This window comes from Streptomyces sp. NPDC005485 (assembly GCF_040606085.1).
Classification (GTDB): domain Bacteria; phylum Actinomycetota; class Actinomycetes; order Streptomycetales; family Streptomycetaceae; genus Streptomyces.
The window spans coordinates 17034-35462 of sequence record NZ_JBEXDZ010000004.1 but is presented as its reverse complement, the minus strand read 5'-3'; the positions used below and the strand labels follow the sequence as shown (position 1 = coordinate 35462).

Genomic DNA, 18429 nt, shown 5'->3' with positions numbered 1-18429 from the left:
CGACCGGCCCGTTGCGCCTGTCGCCTCAGCTCGTCTCGACGCCCACCGTCAGCGTGCCGGTGTAGCCCGCGGAGGCCGAACTGCCCAGCGCGGTAAGGGTGAGGAGGCCGGACGCGGCGCCTCCGTCGTCGTAGATGGAGTCCTGGGCGAGGGTGGTGCGGGTGACGGTGTTGGTCGAGTACGGGCTGACCTTCGCCATCGCCGCGGTGATGGTCTCGTTGCAGAAGAGCTGGCCGGTGTGGAGTTCGCGGCCGCCCGTGAACGAGCCGTCGGAGGTGAGCGTGACGCCCGTGTGCACCTTGAGGTGGATGTGGACGCAGCGTCCGCGGTACCAGCCCGGGTAGATCGTCGTGATCTTCGCTACGCCGTCGGTGCCCGTCAGCACACCGCCGCGCAGGAAGGTCCCGTCGTCCGGCTCCGAGTGGCCGTTGCCGCCGACGAATCCGGAGTACTCGCCGAGCGCGTCGCAGTGCCAGATCTCCACGAGCGCGTTGCTCAGCGGCACGCAGGTGTCGTCGTCGACGACGGTGAGGACGAGTTTGAGCGGGGCGCCGGCCTTGCCTTCGGTGACGTCGGCGCGGACGTACTGTCCGTCGAGGTAGTAGGGGCCTTCGGTCATCTCCTTGGTGAGGGTGCAGACGGCCGCGGCGGCGACCGGGGCCGCGTCCGCGGCGGACGCCGCGTCGGCGGTGGGGGATGTGGGTGCCGCCGCGGCCACGGCCAGTGCGGCGGCCGTGGCGCCGGTGGCGATGAGGACGGTACGACGCCCGACTCTGGGCTCTGCGCTGTTGTTCAGCGGGTTGTCTGTCATGAACACGGCACCGTAGGGACGCATGCTGTCGGAGGCCTGTGCGTTGGGCAAAGTGACGAACCGTCAAGCCCTGTGTTCGGCCAAGGGAGTTCGTGAATCGTTTTAACTTCTGCGTCCGAAGCGTTGACGCGCAAGCGCTTCGATTCTACGTTTCGCAGCCAGAGCCGTCCGAGAACACGGTCGCCGTTCGAGACTTCGAACCTATAGAGCCCCTAGAGCCCCTAGAGCCCGGAGGATCCGCATGAGCCGCACCTCCCGCACCTCCCGTACCTCCCGTACCTCCCGCACCCCACGTAGCTCCCGCACCTCGCGTACGTCCCGCAGAACCGCCCTCCTCGCCGTCCCCGCGGCCGTTCTGCTCGCCCTCGTGCCGAGCACGGCGAACGCCTACCCCAACCCCGGCACCGTCACGGGGTCCGTGATCGTGCACGATCCGACGATGGTCAAGACCTCGTCGGGCCGCTACCTGCTGTACGCCACCGGCGGCGGTCTCGGCTACAAGACCTCGACCGACCGCACCGCCTTCACGGCCGGGAGCGACGCCTTCACCACCAAGCCGAGCTGGTGGTCGACGTACGCGACCGAGGCCTGGGCGCCCGACATCTCGTACCACGGCGGCAAGTACCTGATGTACTACGCCGTCTCGACCTTCGGATCCAACAAGTCCGCCATCGGCGTGGCCGGTTCGAGCACGGGACTGCCGGGATCCTGGACCGACTACGGGGTCGTCTACACGTCCACGACCTCCAGCGACTACAACGCCATCGACCCGAACCTCTTCGTCGACGACAACGGCAAGTGGTGGCTCTCCTTCGGCAGTTGGTGGACCGGGATCAAGATGATCCAGATCGACCCCTCGACCGCGAAGCAGCTCTCCTCCAACACCACGCGCTACTCGATCGCCTCCCGGCCGACCGGCACGAAGGCCGTCGAGGCGCCGTACATCGTCAAGCGAAACGGTTACTACTACCTGTTCGCCTCGTACGACGTCTGCTGCAACGGCACCAGCTCGACGTACAAGGTCAAGGTCGGCCGCGCGACCAGCATCACCGGGCCGTACTACGACAAGAACGGCGTCGCCATGATGAGCAACGGCGGCACGCCCGTCCTGGAGTCGCACGGCAGGGTCATCGGCCCCGGCGGCCAGTCCATCATGGCCGACACCGACGGCGACCTGATCGTCTACCACTACTACGACGGCAACGACAACGGCACTCCCAAGCTCGGCATCAACCTGCTGAGCTGGAGCACCGGTTGGCCGGTCGCGTACTGACGGACCGACCGGCCCCCGGGCCCTATCCGGCCTGGTTGTAGAGGGCCCGCGCCGCGGCCGGCCATCCGGTGGGCTGCGGCTGCGGTTCCGGCTGGGTGCGGCCGCGCACCTGTGCGGCGGTCAGACCGCCCTGGGCGCCCTGGGAGGCGGCGAGGCCCGGCATGCCGGTCTGTACGACGGGCTGCAGCCCGGCGGCCACGGCGGCGGCCTGGACGGGTGCAGGGGCCGGCGCCAGGCCCGGCATCGCCCCGGGGGTCTGCGCCGGTGACTGGGCCGCCGCAGGTGCGGGCCAGACGGCGGGCTGCTGCGGGGCCGGGTAGTTCGGTACGGCAGCGGGCTGCGGGTTCGGGTAGCCGGCCGCGGCGGCGGCGGGCTGCGGAGTCGGGTAGTTCGCCACGGCGGCGGGCTGGGGGGCCGGGTAGCTCACCGCCGCTGCCGCGGGCTGTGGCGCGGGCTGAGCGGGCGGCAGGCTCGGTACCGGGGCGGGCGCCGGCATGGGCATCGGCGCGGGCTGGGCCGCCGCGGGTCCCGGCCACGCGTTCGCCTGCGCGGCCAGCCCCTGCATCCCCGCCCCGTTGGTCGCGCTGACCAGACGGTCCACCGCCGCCGTACCCGAGCTGTAGCTGGTCCCGGTGCCCAGCTCGGGCACGGCGGCTCCCCTCCTGGTCCCGTAGAGCACCTGTTCCAGGCCGGACACCAGGCGACGCACGTCCACCTGGGGGCGCACCACGAGCCGCAGGAAGCGGCTGGACGAACCGATCTTGTTGCCGCACTCGCGGACCAGGATCCGGTGCTCGGTGAGCAGTCGGTCCCGGACCACGGTGCCTTCGGCGCCCACGGGGAGGCGCACGAAGAGGAAGTTGCCCTGCGACGGGTAGACCGTCAGGCCGGGCAGCCCGGAGAGCTGGCGGGCCATGTCGAGCCGGTCGCGGCGGACCATGTGCAGGCTTTCCATGTACTCGGCGCCGTGGTCCTTGAGCATGAACACCACGGTCTCCGCGAAGGAGTTGAGGTTCCACTTGGGCAGCATCGAGCGCACTCTGCCCGCGAGGGCCGGGTTGGCGACGAGGTAGCCGAAGCGAATGCCGTGCAGGCCGAAGTTCTTGCCGAGGCTGCGCAGCACGATCACGTTGGGGCGCATCACCGCGTCCTCGACGACGCTCGGGTCGGCTTCCGCGTCGGCGAACTCCAGGAACGACTCGTCGATGACGATGAGGTCCAGGTCCGCCATCGAGTCCATGAACTGGATGAGCGACTGGCGGGGTATGAAGCCGCCGTCGGGGTTGTTCGGGTTGCACAGGACGGCGACCCGGGTGCCTCGCTTGCGGATGAAGTCGGCGTACTGCGCGAGGTCCAGGGCGAATCCGCTGGACTCCTGGAGCGGGAACATGTCGACGCGCTTGCCGGTCTCCATCGGCTGGTCGGTCCAGCGGCCGAAGGTGGGGACGGGGATGGCTATGGACTCGCGGACCAGCAAGTGGTCGATCCAGGTGATGAGTTCGGTCGAGCCGTTGCCCATCGCGACGCACTGCGGCGGCAGTTGGAGCAGATTGCAGAGCTCGCCGGTGATCGTGTCGGCGCTGCTCGGGTAGTACGTGATGATCTCGCGCAACCGGCCGGCCAGGTCGTCGAACATGGCGGGCGTGGGGAAGTACGGGTTGCACGGAATGCAGAAGTCCACCGGACCCGTACCGTCGCCCTCACGCGCCAGCGCAGCCATCGAGGGGCTGTGCGCTGCCGTGCCGCGGAACAGCGAGGTGACGTTGTCGGGCATGGAACCTCCGTATGGGGCGGACCCGGTGGGGAGGTCGGGTCCTCCGTCTCTGGGTGGCCCGTGCGGGGGAGCACGGGCCACCCAGAGATACGGAGACAGGCGTTGCGCCGTTCAACTCATGTGAAAGAAGTGTGACGTCACGCGTCGAACGAGTGGACCGTCGTCGTGCGGTACTTCTGGCCCGGCCGCAGCAGAGTCGACGCGAAGTTCGGGTGGTTCGGCGCGTCCGGGAAGTGCTGCGTCTCCAGGCAGAGGGCGTCACCCTGGCGGTAGGTGCGGCCGCCGGTGCCGGTGAGGGTGCCGTCGAGGAAGTTGCCGGAGTAGAACTGCAGGCCCGGCTGGTCGGTGGAGATCCGCAGGGTGCGGCCGGAGTGCGGCTCGCGCAGGGTCGCTACGTGCTCGGGCCTGGCGGTGATGCCCTTGTCGAGCGCCCAGTTGTGGTCGTAGCCCTTGGCCTGCACCTGCTGGACGTGGCCGTCGCGGATGTCGCGGCCGATCGCCTTGGTCTTGCGGAAGTCGAAGGGCGTGCCGTGCACCGTCGCCAGTTCGCCCGTGGGGATCAGACCCGAGTCGGTGGGCGTGTAGCGGCCGGCGGCGATCGTGAGCTCGTGGTTCTCGATCGTGCCGCTGCCCTCGCCGGCGAGGTTCCAGTAGACGTGGCTGGTGAGGTTGACGACGGTGGCCTTGGTGGTCGTGGCCTCGTAGTCGATGCGCCAGTCGCCCTGCTTGGTGAGGGTGTACGTGACCTTCACCTTGAGGGTGCCGGGGTAGCCCATCTCGCCGTCGACGCTGGTGTAGTACAGGTGCAGGCCGACGTCGGAGCCCTTGGTGAACGGCTCGACGTCCCACACGCGCTTGTCGAAGCCCTTGGCGCCGCCGTGCAGGCTGTTCACGCCGTCGTTGACGTCGACCTGGTAGGCCTTGCCGTCGATGCTGAACTGGCCCTTGGCTATGCGGTTGCCGTAGCGGCCGATCAGGGCGCCGAAGTACGGCGTCTTGGCGACGTAGTCCTCGATGTTGTCGAAGCCGAGGGAGACGTTGGTGTAGCGGCCGTGCCGGTCGGGGATCTCCAGGGACTGGACGATGCCGCCCCAGGAGAGGACCTTCAGGCGGGTGCCGCCGTTCTCCAGGGCCCAGCTGTAGATCTTCGTGCCGTCGGCGAGCTTGCCGAAGAGCGACTTCACCGGCTTCCCGCCTCCCGGGGCTGCTTGTGCGGTACCCGTGCCGAGAGTGGTCGCGGCGATGCCCGCAGCCGCGGCGCCCGCGATGACTGTGCGTCTGTTCAGTTCCATGTGCGGCTCCTCGTGAATGATGGGGAATTCCCCTTCCCCGACATGTGCGATGCGTAGCCGTGCAGTTTCTTTCTGTTGTTCCTGTGGGAACCGGTTCGGGCCGGACGGCAGCCTTTGTGCCGGAAGCCCGCCGCCTTCGGGGGCGGGCGGAGTCACGTGTGCGGCTCCCGTAAGGGCAAGCACAGTCCGCAAAGGACATCGGGCCCCGCCGGTTGGCGGGGCCCCAGTCGTTTACGAACCTGACTTGCGCTTGTTCCACACGTCGAACCCGACCGCGGCCAGCAGAGCGAGGCCCTTGATGACCTGCTGCCAGTCGGTGCCGACACTGAGGAGGTTCATGCCGTTGTTCAGCACGCCGAGGACGAGACCGCCGATGATGGCGCCGAGGACGGTGCCGACACCGCCGCTCATGGAGGCTCCACCGATGAACGACGAGGCGATCGCCTCGAGTTCGAAGTTGAGGCCCGCCTTCGGCGAGGCCGCGTTCAGACGGGCGGCGACCACCATGCCCGCCAGGGCCGCGAGCACGCCCATGTTCAGGAAGACAAGGAAGGTGATCTTCTTGTCCTTGACGCCGGAAAGCTGCGCGGCCGGCAGGTTGCCGCCGATCGCGTAGATGTGACGGCCGAAGACGGCGTTGCGCATCACGTAGCCGTAGCCGACCACCAGCAGCGCGAGGATGATCAGGATGATCGGCGCGCCCTTGTAGCTGGCGAGCAGCATCGTGACCGTGAGGATCGCGGCGACGATGGCGACGAGCTTGAGCAGGAAGAGGTTCCTGGGCGCCACTTCGAGGGCGAACTCCTGCTGCCGCTTGCGGTCGCGGACCTCCTGGATGACCGAGAAGGCGATCAGCGCGAAGCCCAGCAGCAGCGTGAGGTTGTGGTAGTTGGTGTTCGGGCCGACCTCCGGCAGGAAGCCGTTGCCCATCTTCTGCAGGCCGTCCGGGAACGGGCCGAGCGTCTGCCCCTTCAGGAGCATCTCCGTCAGACCGCGGAAGACCAGCATGCCCGCGAGGGTGACGATGAAGGAGGGTATGCCGAGGTAGGCGATCAGGAAGCCCTGTGCCGCGCCGCCCACCGCGCCGATGGCCAGACACAGCAGCAGCGCGAGGGGCCATGCCATGTCGTGCTGCACCATCAGCACGGCTGCGAAGGCGCCGGTGAACGCCGTGAGGGAGCCGACCGACAGGTCGATGTGTCCCGCGATGATCACCAGCATCATGCCGATCGCGAGGATCAGGATGTAGCTGTTCTGGAGCACCAGGTTGGAGACGTTGCGAGGCAGCAGCAGGTCGCCGCCGGTCCACACCTGGAACAGGATCACGATCAGACCGAGGGCGATCAGCATGCCGTACTGGCGCATGTTGCGGCGCAGGCCGTCCAGCACGAGCTGGAGCAGTCCGTCGCCGGAAGCGGACCCGCCGCTCTTGCCGGGCGGCGCGGCCGCCGGGCTCTTGGTCACATCGGTGCTCATCGCGTTACCTCTTTGTCCTTCGTCATCTGACGCATCAGCACTTCCTGCGTGGCCTCGGCGCGCGGGAACTCGCCCGTGAGCCGGCCGGCGGCCATGGTGTAGATGCGGTCGCACATGCCGAGCAGTTCGGGCAGCTCGGAGGAGATGAAGACGACCGCCTTGCCCTCGGCCGCCAGCCGGTCGATGACCGTGTAGATCTCGTACTTGGCACCGACGTCGATGCCGCGTGTCGGCTCGTCCAGGATCAGCACGTCAGGACCCGCGAAGATCCACTTGCTGAGGACGACCTTCTGCTGGTTGCCGCCGGAGAGCTTGCCGACCCGCTCGAACACGGTCGGGGCCTTGATGTTCATGGATTTGCGGAAGCCCTCGGCGACCTGCCGCTCCTCCTGCTCGTCGACGACGCCGCGCTTGGCCACCTTGCTCAGCGCGGTGAGCGAGATGTTGCGGTTGATCGTGTCGATGAGGTTGAGGCCGTAGTGCTTGCGGTCCTCCGTGACGTAGGCGATGCCGTGCTGGACCGCCTCCGCGACGGACTTCGTCCGGATCTCCTTGCCGTCCTTGAGGACCGTGCCGCCCGCGTACCGGCCGTAGGAGCGCCCGAAGACGTTCATCGCGAGCTCGGTGCGGCCGGCGCCCATCAGGCCCGCGATGCCGACGATCTCGCCGCGCCGCACCTGGATGGACACGTCGTCGACGACCTTGCGCTGGTGGTCGATCGGGTGGAGCACGGTCCAGTCGCGGATCTCCAGGGCCGGTGCCGCGCCCTTCTCCGGCTGGTGCGGGGTGCGCTCCGGGAAGCGGTGGTCGAGGTCGCGCCCGACCATGCCGCTGATGATCCGGTCCTCGGTCGTCTCCGCCGACTTCACGTCGAGGGTCTCGATGGAGTGCCCGTCGCGGATGATCGTCACCGAGTCGGCGACCTTGCGGATCTCGTTGAGCTTGTGGGAGATGATGATCGAGGTGATGCCCTGGTTCTTCAACTCCAGGATGAGATCCAGGAGTTTGTCGCTGTCCTCGTCGTTCAGTGCCGCTGTCGGCTCGTCGAGGATGAGGAGCTTGACCTTCTTCGACAGCGCCTTCGCGATCTCCACGAGCTGCTGCTTGCCCACGCCGATGTCGGCGACGCGGGTCTCCGGGTGGTCGCTCAGGCCCACCCGGCGCAGCAGCTCCGAGGCGTGTCCGAGGGTCTGCCTCCAGTCGATGAACCCGCCCTTGGCGTGCTCGTTGCCGAGGAAGATGTTCTCCGCGAGGGAGAGATACGGCGACAGCGCCAGTTCCTGGTGGATGATGACGATGCCGTGCTGCTCGCTCGCCCGGATGTCCTTGAAGGAGCAGATCTCTCCCTCGAAAAGGATGTCCCCTTCGTAGCTGCCGTGCGGATGGACGCCGGAGAGCACCTTCATCAAGGTGGACTTCCCGGCGCCGTTCTCACCGCAGATGGCGTGGACCTCGCCCTGACGGACGGTCAGTGAGACGTCCGACAGCGCTTTGACGCCGGGAAAGGTCTTGACGATCGAGCGCATTTCCAGGACGGGTCCCGCCATGGTCGTGCCTTCCAATCCGTGGAGTTCGACGGTTACTTGAGCTGGTCGGCCGTGTAGTAGCCGCCGTCGACGAGCTCCTTCTTGTAGTTCGACTTGTCGACGCTCACCGGCTGGAGCAGGTAGGCGGGGACGACCTTGGTGCCGTTGTTGTACGACTTCGTGTCGTTGATCTCGGGCTTCTTGCCGTTGAGCGAGGCGTCGACCATGTCCGTGGCGACCTGGGCGAGCTTGCGCAGGTCCTTGTAGACGGTCATCGACTGCTCACCGGCGATGATCGACTTCACCGAGGCCAGCTCGGCGTCCTGGCCGGAGATGACCGGAAGCGGCTTGGCCTTGGAGCCGTAGCCGTCCGACTTCAGCGCGGCGATGATGCCGATGGAGATGCCGTCGTAGGGCGAGAGGACCGCGTCGACCCGGCCGCTCGTGTACGTGGAGGTGAGCATGTCCTCCATGCGCTTCTGGGCGGTGGCGCCGTCCCAGCGCAGGGTGGTGACCTTGGTGAGCGCGGTCTGGCCGGACTTCACCACGAGCTTCTTCTTGTCGATGTACGGCTGGAGCACGCTCATCGCGCCGTTGAAGAAGTACTTGGTGTTGTTGTCGTCGTTGGAGCCGGCGAACAGCTCGATGTTGAAGGGGCCCTTGCCGCTCGCCACGCCCAGCTTGTCGACGAGGTACTGGGCCTGGAGCTTGCCGACCTTCTCGTTGTCGAAGGACGCGTAGTAGTCGACGTTCTTCGTGCCGAGGATCAGGCGGTCGTAGGAGATGACCGGGATGTGGGCGTCGGCGGCCTGCTGCAGCACGTTGTTCAGCGACTTGTTGTCGATCGCGGCGACGATCAGCGCCTTGACGCCCTGCGTGATCAGGTTCTCGATCTGCGAGACCTGCTGGTCGGGGTCGTCCTCGCCGAAGACCAGCTTGGTCTTGTAGCCCTTGGCCTTGAGGTCCTTCTCGACGTTGGCGCCGTCGGTGATCCAGCGCTCGGAGGACTTGGTCGGCATCGCGATGCCGATCGTCCCGCCCTTGGCGTCGCCCTTCTTCTCGTCCTTGCCACCCTCGCCGGACTGGCCGCAGGCGGACAGCGTGAGGGCGAGCGAGGCGGCTCCGGCTATGGCGGCGAGTGCAGCTCTGCGGTTACGCATGATCATCATCCTTGATGTGTGCAGGGCTCGGTCTGTGGGTGCGGAAGGGGCTCTGAAGACCGTGCGGAGAGAGACCGAGAAGGTGTGGTGTGTGGGATTGTGCGCGGCCGTGTGTTCTTTTGTGAAGGCGCGTTTCCGGAACGTTATGACGAGATATCGAAACGCTTCAGTTCGCCCGGCAGCCGTGAGCCGAGCGGCGCCATGTCGCCGTCCGCTCCGTGCCGCGCGAGCAGGTCCAGTGCGAGCCGGCCGCGCCGCACTCTCTCCCGGGCCGTGGCCAGGGTGACGTCCCGCAGCTGGTGCCCGTAGGGGTAGATCGCGGGCGCCTTGGACAGGCCGAACTTCAGGTAGAGCGGTGCGCCGCGCCGGATCAGCTCGGCGACCTCGTACATCCGGACGTACCCGCCGAGGTCGTCGGGGGCCTCGATGTACATGTCCATGGGGGCGGCGGAAACCCGGCGGATCTCGGTGAGGTGATCGAGCGTCAGGTCGCTCGGCACGTTCAGCGAGTCGCCGCCGAGCTGCTCGTACACCGCGTACGCGGCCGGGTTGACCGGTCCGATCAGCGCGGACACCTTGAGCGTGGTGTCGGCCGGGATGATCCCGGCGACCCGCGCCCGGTGCAGCGTCCAGAGCACGCCCTCGTCGGCGACGAGCAGGCACTTGACGCCCAACTCCGTTGCCCGTACGGCGTCTTCGAGGCATCCGGCGACCGCGTCGTGGCCCCGGGCGCGCAGCCCGCCGCCCCGTGAGTCGGTGCGCACGGAGGCGCCTATGTCCCAGGTGCCGCGCGGGCCGGTGAACAGGCAGAGCTCGATGTCGCGCTCGGCGGTCGACTCGACCATCTCGGTGATCTCGGCGTCGGTCAGCATCCAGACGCCGCTGCCCTGGCTGATCCGGTGGATCGGCACATCGAGCCGCGAGGCCTCCTTGAGGACCGCGGCGAGCGCCTCGGGGCCCTCCACGGAGGGAACCTCGGTGCGCCAGCGGCCGCCTCCCGGGAAGGTGTGCGGCGAGGCGTCGGCGGGGGAGAGGGCGGGCGCGCCCAGGCCGAGCGCGGCGAGCGCCTGCTCGCCGGGTCGACGGGCTGCCGTGGGCGGGGCGTCGGTCACAAGCTGTCCTTCGCGTTCGATGAGAGAGCGTTCAGTGAGGTCTGTTCGACATTTCGAACAGAGTTCGTGACGTGGAGCGTGCGCCGGTACGGAGCGTCAGGGTCCCCGTACCGGCGCACGGATCAGGGGTGCAGAAGGACTTTTCCGACCTTCGGGTCGCCGGACCCCACCAGCTCGATGGCCTGTGGGAACTCGGCGAGCGGCAGTTCGTGCGTGATCAGCGGCGACGGATCAAGCAGCCCGGCTCCGAAGACCCGCACCGTGTGCGCCCAGGCCGCCGGCGGCGCCCCGAACACGGTGTGCACCTCCAGCTGCCGTACGACGAGATCGGTGGGGTCCAGGCCCTCGGCGCCCGGCGCCGGGATGCCCGTCAGGACCAGGCGTCCGCCGCGCCTGAGCAGGGAGGCGGCGGTGCGCGCGGCGGACGCGGACCCGGCGGTCTCGATCACCACGTCGAAGTCGTCGGGCAGTTCCTGGTCCTTCGTGCGGAAGTCGGTGGCGCCGAAATCCTTCGACAGCGCGGCCCGGTCCGGGCGGGTGCCGACCACGAGCAGCTCGGCCGGCGAGCCCGCCTTCAGGAACTGCACCGCGAACATCCCGAGGGTGCCGGTGCCGACGACGGCGACCCGCTCACCGGGCACCGCGTTCGCCTTCAGCGCGGCGGCCGCGATACAGGCGGCCGGTTCCAGCAGGGCGGCGGCCGTCAGATCGGCGTCGTCCGGCAGGACATGGAGGAGGCGGGCCGGGAGCGTGAGGGTGGTGGCCATCGCGCCCGGCTGGGTGAAACCGGTTTCCTCGTACCCTGCCGTGCACAACGTTGTCTCGCCGGCGTGACAGCGGTCGCAGACCTGGCAGTTGCGGAAGCCCTCCCCGACGACCTTGCGGCCGACGAGCGAGGCGGGCACCGAGTCCCCTACCGCCTCCACCGTGCCGGACCACTCGTGGCCGGGGGTGAGGGGGTAGCGGACGTACCCGTCGGGCCGGTTGCCCTGGTAGACCTCGCGGTCGCTGCCGCAGATGCCGACCGCGTGCACCCGGACCAGGGCCTCACCGGCCGCCGGCCGTACCCGCTCGTGCGGGACGATCCGGTGCTCGCCCGGCGCCTCGATGACGACGGCGGTGGGCGCCTTGTCGGTCGCGGTCACTGCGACCCCTTCGGCTTGCGCTGCTCCCAGCCGTCCGCCCAGAGGTCGAAGCGGGCCTGCTGCTGCGGGAACTCGGCGGCGGCGTCGACGTCGAGCTCGACACCGAGGCCGGGCGCGTCGGAGAGGTGGAAGTAGCCGTCGACGACCTGGGGGGCGCCCTTCACGACCTTCTTGATGTCCGCGTCCGCGAAGTCGTTGAAGTGCTCAAGGATCTTGAAGTTCGGGGAGCTGAAGCCGACCTGGAGGGAGGCGGCGGTGAGGACCGGGCCGCCCACGTTGTGCGGGGCCACCAGGACGTAGTGGGCCTCGGCGGTCGCGGCCAGCTTCCGCGTCTCCCAGATGCCGCCGATGTGGCCGACGTCGGGCTGGATGATGTCCACGGCCTGGCTCTCGAAGAGCTCGCGGAACTCGATGCGGTCGTGGATGCGCTCACCGGTGGCAACCGGGATGTCGACCTTGGCGGCGACCTTCTCCAGCGCCTTCAGGTTCTCCGGCGGGCACGGCTCCTCCAGCCACGCGGGCTTGAAGGGCGCGAGCTCGTTCGCGAGCCGGATGGCGGTGGCGGGGGAGAAGCGCCCGTGCATCTCCAGCATGAGCTCGGCGTCCGGACCGATGGCGTCCCGTACGGCCTCGATGAGCGAGACGGCGTAGAGGGTCTGCTCGTGGTCCAGCTCGAAGTGCCCGGTGCCGAAGGGGTCGATCTTGAGCGCCTTGTAACCGCGCTCCATCACTCCCTGGGCGGCCTTGTGATAGGCCTCCGGGGTCCGCTCGGTGGTGTACCAGCCGTTGGCGTACGCCTTGACCTTGTCGGTGACCTTGCCACCGAGAAGCTGCCAGACGGGCACGCCGAGGGCCTTGCCCTTGATGTCCCAGCAGGCCATCTCGATGACGGCGATGCCGGACATCACGATCTCGCCGGCCCGGCCGTAGTCGCCGTACTTCATCCGCTTGACGAGGTCCTCGACAGCGAACGGGTCCGAGCCGAGAATGTGATTGGCCTGCGCCTCTTGCAGATAGCCGATCAGTGCGTCGGTGTGCCCCAGCATCCGGGTCTCGCCGACTCCGGTGATGCCCTCGTCGGTGTGCACCTGGACGTACGTCAGGTTGCGCCAGGGCGTCCCGACTACGTGAGTGCTGATTCCGGTGATGCGCACGGCAATTGCCCCCTGTGCTCTTCGGTCTGTTCGAAATTTCGTCACACGTTCGAAATGCTGGCGTGACAGTAAGGACGTGGCGGCGGGAGTGTCAATGGGGTGCGCGCATAACGGTTTGGACAGGGTGGGGCGGGGATGGCGGGGAATGGTCCGGGGTGTCCTCAACTCGGCATGCCGGAACAGGCAGTTCACTACAGAACCTTCACAGGAGTGCCTAGGAACGTTACCTGTGAGGAACTTAGTCTTCCGGCGTCATGGACTACTGCAACCCGTGCCGAAGGCACCTGAATGGCGCCCTCGTATGCCCGGGGTGCGGCACCTCCGTCGAAGAGCTCCGCGCGTACGAGGCCGAGCACGACGCGGGTACGGACGCCGGCGGGACCGCGGAGCCGTACGAGGGCGACGACGGCGCTCCGGAACGCCCCGGGCGGGCCCGCAGCCGACGAGCCCGCGGGCCCGCCTCCGGGGCCAGCAGGCGCGACCGCAAGGCCGCCGCGCATCGGCGCCGGCGCCGCAAGATCCTGTTCGTGGGAGCCGGGCTGCTGCTCGCCGCCGGCGGGCTGAGCCTCGCCGAGCTGGGGATCGAGGCGCCGGGATCCACTCCGCAGGCCGCGACCGCCGACGAGTCGACGGACGGTTCGGCTTCCTCGGCCGCGTCCGACGCGCCCGGGTCAGGCAAGGGCTCGGGTTCCGCTTCCGACTCCGGAACCGGTTCCCGTACGGCGTCCGGCTCGCCCGATCCCTCCGCCTCGCCGTCGGCCTCGAAGTCCGGCGACGACAAGACGGACAAGGACAAAGACAAGGACAAGGGCGAAGACGGCAAGGTGACCGAGGGTCAGTCCTCCTCCACGGACCCGTCCCCCGGCGTCACCGCCGCGCCCCCCGCCCCGACGTCGGCCCCCGGAGCCACGGCCACTCCCGTTTCGGACTCCACCTCGGCGGCCCCCACCCCGGCTCCGTCTCCCTCGGAGGCGTGCAACCGGTTCCTGTGGTGGTGCACGTAGCGGGTGGACAGGCTCCATCCAGCCCCTCCGGCGTTTGAGGAGCGGGCGAGGGTAGGGGCGGAGCCCCGGAACGCGGGACAGGTAGGGGCGTAGGGGCGAAAGAACTCCCCTACGCCGAGAGCATCCGCTGGAGCAGGTCCCGCAGGGACAGCCGCTCCTCGCGGGAGAGCCCGGCCAGCGGCTCGCGGGCGAAGCCCAGGGAGTCGCGCAGGCTCCCGGCCACCCGCACCCCCTCCTCCGTGGCGACCGCCAGCTTCACCCTCCGGTCGGAGGGGTCCGCCTGCCGTTCGACCAGCCCCCGCGCCTCCAGCCGGTCCATGATCCCGGTGACATTGGACGGCTCGCACTTCAGCTTCTGCGCCAGCCGCCGCATGGGCAGCGGCTCCAGGGACAGCAGTCCGAGCAGCCGTGCCTGCGCCCCGGTCAGGGCATGCCGCCCGGCGGCCTCCTCGTACTCCTCGTGGTAGCGGGCCACGACCGTGCCGATGAGGCCGACGACCTCAAGAGTCAGTTCATCGGGGCGGCGGGTCTTCGGTGGTGTGGCCATGCTCTCCACGATACTCCGTTACTTGACATCATGAAATATTCAGGAGCATTGTTGTTTCAGGTACTGAAGTATTTGAGCCGCAATGCACGAGGAAGGCGCACCCCATGTCCGACACCCCCACGCTCCCCACCACCGGCCGCGAATGGCACCTCGTCAGCCGCCCGGTCGGCGCCCCCAAGGCCGAGGACTTCGCCCTGGTCGAGGCGGAGGTCCGGCAGCCGGGTGAGGGCCAGGTCCTCGTACGCAACCTGTACGTCTCCGTCGACCCGTACATGCGCGGCCGCATGAGCGACGCCAAGTCGTACGTTGCCCCCTTCGAGCTGGGCAAGGCCATGCAGGGTGGCGCGGTCGGCGAGGTTGTCGTCTCGAACGCCGAGGGGATCGCCGTCGGCGACCACGTCCTGCACTTCCTCGGCTGGCGCGAGTACGCCGTCGTGGACGCGAAGCAGGCCGTCAAGGTCGACGCCGCCGCCGCGCCGCTGAGCACGTACCTCGGTGTCCTCGGCATGACCGGCCTCACCGCCTACGCCGGGCTCCTGCGCACCGCGTCCTTCAAGGAGGGCGACTCCGTCTTCGTGTCGGGTGCCGCCGGTGCGGTCGGCAGCCAGGTCGGCCAGATCGCCAAGCTCAAGGGTGCCTCGCGGGTCATCGGGTCCGCCGGCTCCGACGAGAAGGTCAAGCTGCTCGTCGAGGAGTACGGCTTCGACGCCGCCTTCAACTACAAGACCGGCTCGGTGGCCGAGCAGCTGCACGAGGCCGCCCCGGACGGCGTCGACGTCTACTTCGACAACGTCGGCGGTGACCACCTGGAGGCCGCCATCGGGGAGCTCAACCAGGACGGCCGGATCGCCGTCTGCGGCATGATCTCCGTCTACAACAACACCGAGCCCGCCCCCGGCCCGAAGAACCTGGCCCGTCTGATCGCGACCCGCGGCCGCATCCAGGGCTTCCTCGTCAGCGACAACTACGACATGCAGCCGCAGTTCATCCAGGAGGTCGGCGCCTGGGTCCGCTCCGGTGAGCTCAAGTACACCGAGACGGTCGTCGAGGGCATCGACAACAACCTGGAGGCGTTCTTCGGCGTCCTGCGCGGCGACAACACCGGAAAGATGATCGTCAAGCTCTGAGGGCAGCCGACTGCCGGGGAGCCTGTCGCTGAACTTCCGGCATACGGTAACTTCTTTCCGAAGTCGTCGCGATCGTGGGCGCGAGTCGCGGCGGACCAAGGAGGAACGCACCGCATGAGCAGCTCAGCAATCCGACGTTCTGACGTCCTGTACACCGCCGTCGCCACCGCCGAGAACGGGCGCGACGGCCGGGTCGCCACTGACGACGGCAGGCTCGACGTCGTCGTCAACCCGCCGAAGGAGATGGGCGGCAGCGGCGCCGGCACCAACCCGGAGCAGCTCTTCGCCGCCGGATACAGCGCCTGCTTCCAGGGCGCCCTCGGCGTGGTCGCCCGCCAGGAGAACGCCGACGTCTCCGGCTCGACGGTCACCGCGCAGGTGGGCATCGGCAAGAACGGGGACGGGTTCGGGATCATCGTGGAGATATCCGCGGCGATCCCGAACGTCGACGCCGCCACCGCCAGGGCCCTCCTGGAGAAGGCCCACCAGGTGTGCCCGTACTCGAAGGCGATCCGCGGCAACATCACCGTGACGCTTGTCTGAGGTCGCTCGTTGCTTACGGCGGAGGCCGCACCCCAGGACGGGGGTGCGGCCTCTTCTGTGTGTGCGGTGCGTCGGGCGGGCGTCCGGCGCGTGGGGCGTGCGGTGAGGTGCGTCAGGACGTCGTCAGCGCCGCCGTGTGCACCGCCTTCGCCAGCCGGCCGTTCTCCGGTGCCGCCCCGCCCGGGAAGGCGAACCGGCGCCGCGTGTAGCCGTACGCGAGGCCGCTGCGGGGATCGGCGAAGCCCTGCGAGCCGCCCGCGCCGCTGTGCCCGATCGCCCCGGCACCGAGGAACGGGTACCAGGTGTCGGCGGTCGCCTGGAAGCCCAGCGCGAACGACTTGTGCGAGCGGGCCACCACGTCGTAGCCGATGGATTGGATCTGGCCGAAGGCGGCCACCGTGTCGGGCTTCAGCAGGGGCGCCCGCCCGTCGGCCCCGGTGGTGGCAGCCGCGTACATCCCGGCCAGCCCCCGCGCGGACGCGACCCCGCCGACGGACGCCGGGCCCAGTGCACGCACCGCGCGCGCGTTGGGCAGCGACTCGAGGTCCGTGGGCTCCGCCCCCTGACGGTTGAAGGCGATCGACGCCATTGTGTGCGGGCCGCCCGGGAGAGCGTCGAACACCGCCTGCTGCTCGGGCGTCGGGTCCATCGGGAGGACGGAGTGGAAGCGGCCCTCGTGCTCCTCGGGCAGACCCAGGAACAAGTCGAGTCCGTACGGGGCGCGTACCCGCTCCTCGTACACCTCCTGGAGGGAGCGGCCGGTCGTCCGCCGTACGACCTCGCCCGTCAGCGCGCCGATCACGAGGGCGTGATAGCCGAAGGCGGTGCCCGGCCGCCAGAACGGCCGCTGCCGCGCGAGCCGTTCGGCGATGAGCCGGTCGTCGGCGATCTCCTCCGCGGTGAACCCGTCGTCGGCACCGACGAGCCCCGCGCGATGGGCGATCAGCTCGCGCAGAGTCACCGCACCCTTGCCCTCGGCCGCGAACTCCGGCCAGTAGTGGGCGACTTCGCGGTCCAGGTCCAGCGTGCCGTCCTGCACGAGCAGCGCGACGACGAGATGGGCGGCGCCCTTGGAGGAGGAGTACACGCCGTAGAGCGTCTCGCCGTCGGTGTCCGGCCCCGCCCACAGGTCGACGACCCGCCGGTCGGCGACGTAGGCGCTCAACTGCCCGGCGTAGTCGGGACGTTCGCCCGCGACAACGGCGGCGAACTCCTCGCGCACCGCCTCGAAGCCCTCGGCGACGGTTCCCTGGACGGTGCTGTCGCTCTGCTGCGTCATCCGCGCTCCCTCTTGATCCGGTTCGGGTCACGGTCGACAACGCACCGCCCGCTTGCTGGAATTCCCCTTTGGGGAGAGGGCGTCGGCGTCACGGATGCCCGGAACGGTGCATCCCCGGCGGGTCGAACGGGGCATGCTGGACTCGGCGCCGGCGCGACGGAGGGCCGACGTCGTCAGGACGGCCGAGTGGCACCACGCGTGGCGAGGAGGGCTCATGTCCCCGATTCCGTCGCTTCCCGGCAGGCTGCCCAGCCGGGAGGAGGTCGCGCGCATGGCGCGCAGCACGACCGACATCACCGGCCAACTCCTGGACACGGCAGGGAACATCACCAAAATTGCCATCAACACCTTCGACCCGAGGGACGGATCGGGCGCCGAGGTCCTGCGTGTCCTGCGCCGCACCACGGCCGAACTCGCCGAGGCGAGCGCCTCCCCGCAGGCGCAGGAGGCCTTCTACCGGATCGTGGACACGCTGACCCGGCTCGGCACGAGTGGCGCCCCGCTCGCGGTGCACCCCGTCAGCGAGCCCGCGCAGGCCCTTCTCACCGCGCTCGGTGACAGCCTGCTGCCGATCCTCGACGCCGTGGAACCCGCCGTCGAGGAGGCCGCCGACGCGCTCGGCGAACTCGTCGACGCGACCTCCCCGCTGCTGCCCGCCGCCGCGGGTGTCACCGCGGGCACGCTCCTCGCGCTCACCCCGGTGGTCCGTGCCGCCGCCGAGGTCCTGCGCGGTTCGACGCCTGAACTCCGCCGTATCGCCGACGCGTTGACGGCCGCGCTCGCCCCGCTGATGCCCCTCCAGGTGGCGCTGGCCGAGCGGGCCGCCGCCGCGGGCGCCGGTGTGGTCCGGGCGGCGCTGCCCCCGCTCGCCGACCTCACGGAGGCGGCCGCCGCCACCGTGAGCGCGACCGGCCCCGTCCTGATCGCCGCCGAGGAACTCCTCGTCTCCGGCCTGGAGCAGGTCCAGCCCCTCCTGCTCGCGGCAGCTTCCCGCGCGGGCCGCGTCGCCCGAGCGGCAGCGGTCCGCGTGGAGGCGGCGGTGTCGCCCGCGGCGGATCGGGGGGTGGTGGTGGCGGTGACCCCGGCGTAGCGATAGGAATCAGCCCCTCCGGCGTCCGAGGGGCGGGGCGCAGGGGCGGAGCTGCGGAAGACGGGACGGGTGGGGGCGGAGGGGGCGAAAAACCCCACGTCAGCCCCACCGCGCGT

General features: G+C 69.3%; 16 protein-coding genes. 5 read left to right on the top strand and 11 right to left on the bottom strand.

Annotation, left to right across the window (positions count from 1 at the left end):
- Positions 1–25: 25 nt before the first annotated feature.
- A complete protein-coding gene (locus ABZS97_RS03045) occupies positions 26–811 on the bottom strand; it encodes an intradiol ring-cleavage dioxygenase (RefSeq protein WP_356132847.1) in 786 nt (261 codons plus the stop codon).
- 241 nt (positions 812–1052) lie between these two features.
- Between ABZS97_RS03045 and ABZS97_RS03040 the strand changes: the two genes are divergently transcribed.
- A complete protein-coding gene (locus ABZS97_RS03040; protein WP_356132845.1) occupies positions 1053–2084 on the top strand; it encodes an arabinan endo-1,5-alpha-L-arabinosidase in 1032 nt (343 codons plus the stop codon).
- A gap of 22 nt (positions 2085–2106) precedes the next feature.
- Here the strand turns inward: ABZS97_RS03040 and ABZS97_RS03035 are convergent, their stop codons facing one another.
- From ABZS97_RS03035 to ABZS97_RS03000, 8 genes are all read right to left on the bottom strand, one after another.
- Positions 2107–3858 (bottom strand): histidinol-phosphate transaminase, encoded by a 1752-nt coding sequence (locus ABZS97_RS03035; protein ID WP_356132843.1) that lies wholly within the window; start codon positions 3856–3858, stop codon positions 2107–2109.
- A gap of 137 nt (positions 3859–3995) precedes the next feature.
- Positions 3996–5150, bottom strand: a complete 1155-nt coding sequence (locus tag ABZS97_RS03030) for an aldose epimerase family protein (RefSeq protein WP_356132841.1) — start codon at positions 5148–5150, stop codon at positions 3996–3998.
- Positions 5151–5381: 231 nt separating this feature from the next.
- Positions 5382–6626, bottom strand: a complete 1245-nt coding sequence (gene mmsB, locus ABZS97_RS03025; protein WP_356132839.1) for a multiple monosaccharide ABC transporter permease — start codon at positions 6624–6626, stop codon at positions 5382–5384.
- Positions 6623–8173 carry a multiple monosaccharide ABC transporter ATP-binding protein gene (gene mmsA, locus ABZS97_RS03020; protein WP_356132837.1) on the bottom strand — a complete coding sequence of 517 codons (1551 nt, stop codon included), beginning with the start codon at positions 8171–8173 and terminating at the stop codon, positions 6623–6625. The genes mmsB and mmsA overlap by 4 nt, the downstream gene beginning before the upstream one ends.
- Before the next feature lie 32 nt (positions 8174–8205).
- Positions 8206–9312 (bottom strand): multiple monosaccharide ABC transporter substrate-binding protein, encoded by a 1107-nt coding sequence (gene chvE, locus ABZS97_RS03015; RefSeq protein ID WP_356132834.1) that lies wholly within the window; start codon positions 9310–9312, stop codon positions 8206–8208.
- 143 nt (positions 9313–9455) lie between these two features.
- Positions 9456–10424: a hypothetical protein gene (locus ABZS97_RS03010; RefSeq protein ID WP_356132831.1), complete on the bottom strand. Its 969-nt coding sequence runs from the start codon at positions 10422–10424 to the stop codon at positions 9456–9458.
- Positions 10425–10546: 122 nt separating this feature from the next.
- Complete coding sequence (locus tag ABZS97_RS03005; protein ID WP_356132829.1) at positions 10547–11569, bottom strand: alcohol dehydrogenase catalytic domain-containing protein; 1023 nt, start codon at positions 11567–11569, stop codon at positions 10547–10549.
- Positions 11566–12723 (bottom strand): mandelate racemase/muconate lactonizing enzyme family protein, encoded by a 1158-nt coding sequence (locus tag ABZS97_RS03000; protein WP_356132827.1) that lies wholly within the window; start codon positions 12721–12723, stop codon positions 11566–11568. Before ABZS97_RS03000 ends, ABZS97_RS03005 begins: the two co-directional genes overlap by 4 nt.
- Positions 12724–12977: 254 nt before the next feature.
- On the opposite strand from ABZS97_RS03000, the gene ABZS97_RS02995 reads away from it, so the two are divergent.
- On the top strand, positions 12978–13727 hold the full coding sequence (locus tag ABZS97_RS02995; protein ID WP_356132825.1) for a hypothetical protein: 750 nt from the start codon (positions 12978–12980) through the stop codon (positions 13725–13727).
- A gap of 109 nt (positions 13728–13836) precedes the next feature.
- Here the strand turns inward: ABZS97_RS02995 and ABZS97_RS02990 are convergent, their stop codons facing one another.
- On the bottom strand, positions 13837–14274 hold the full coding sequence (locus ABZS97_RS02990) for a MarR family transcriptional regulator (protein WP_356132823.1): 438 nt from the start codon (positions 14272–14274) through the stop codon (positions 13837–13839).
- Between the two features lie 104 nt (positions 14275–14378).
- Between ABZS97_RS02990 and ABZS97_RS02985 the strand changes: the two genes are divergently transcribed.
- Together ABZS97_RS02985 and ABZS97_RS02980 are read left to right on the top strand one after the other, a co-directional pair.
- Positions 14379–15401 (top strand): NADP-dependent oxidoreductase, encoded by a 1023-nt coding sequence (locus ABZS97_RS02985; RefSeq protein WP_356132821.1) that lies wholly within the window; start codon positions 14379–14381, stop codon positions 15399–15401.
- Between the two features lie 114 nt (positions 15402–15515).
- Positions 15516–15944: an organic hydroperoxide resistance protein gene (locus ABZS97_RS02980; protein WP_356132819.1), complete on the top strand. Its 429-nt coding sequence runs from the start codon at positions 15516–15518 to the stop codon at positions 15942–15944.
- A 112-nt stretch (positions 15945–16056) separates the two neighbouring features.
- Here the strand turns inward: ABZS97_RS02980 and ABZS97_RS02975 are convergent, their stop codons facing one another.
- Positions 16057–17223: a serine hydrolase domain-containing protein gene (locus ABZS97_RS02975; RefSeq protein ID WP_356132817.1), complete on the bottom strand. Its 1167-nt coding sequence runs from the start codon at positions 17221–17223 to the stop codon at positions 16057–16059.
- A gap of 214 nt (positions 17224–17437) precedes the next feature.
- Between ABZS97_RS02975 and ABZS97_RS02970 the strand changes: the two genes are divergently transcribed.
- On the top strand, positions 17438–18313 hold the full coding sequence (locus ABZS97_RS02970) for a hypothetical protein (protein ID WP_356132813.1): 876 nt from the start codon (positions 17438–17440) through the stop codon (positions 18311–18313).
- Positions 18314–18429: the final 116 nt, after the last annotated feature.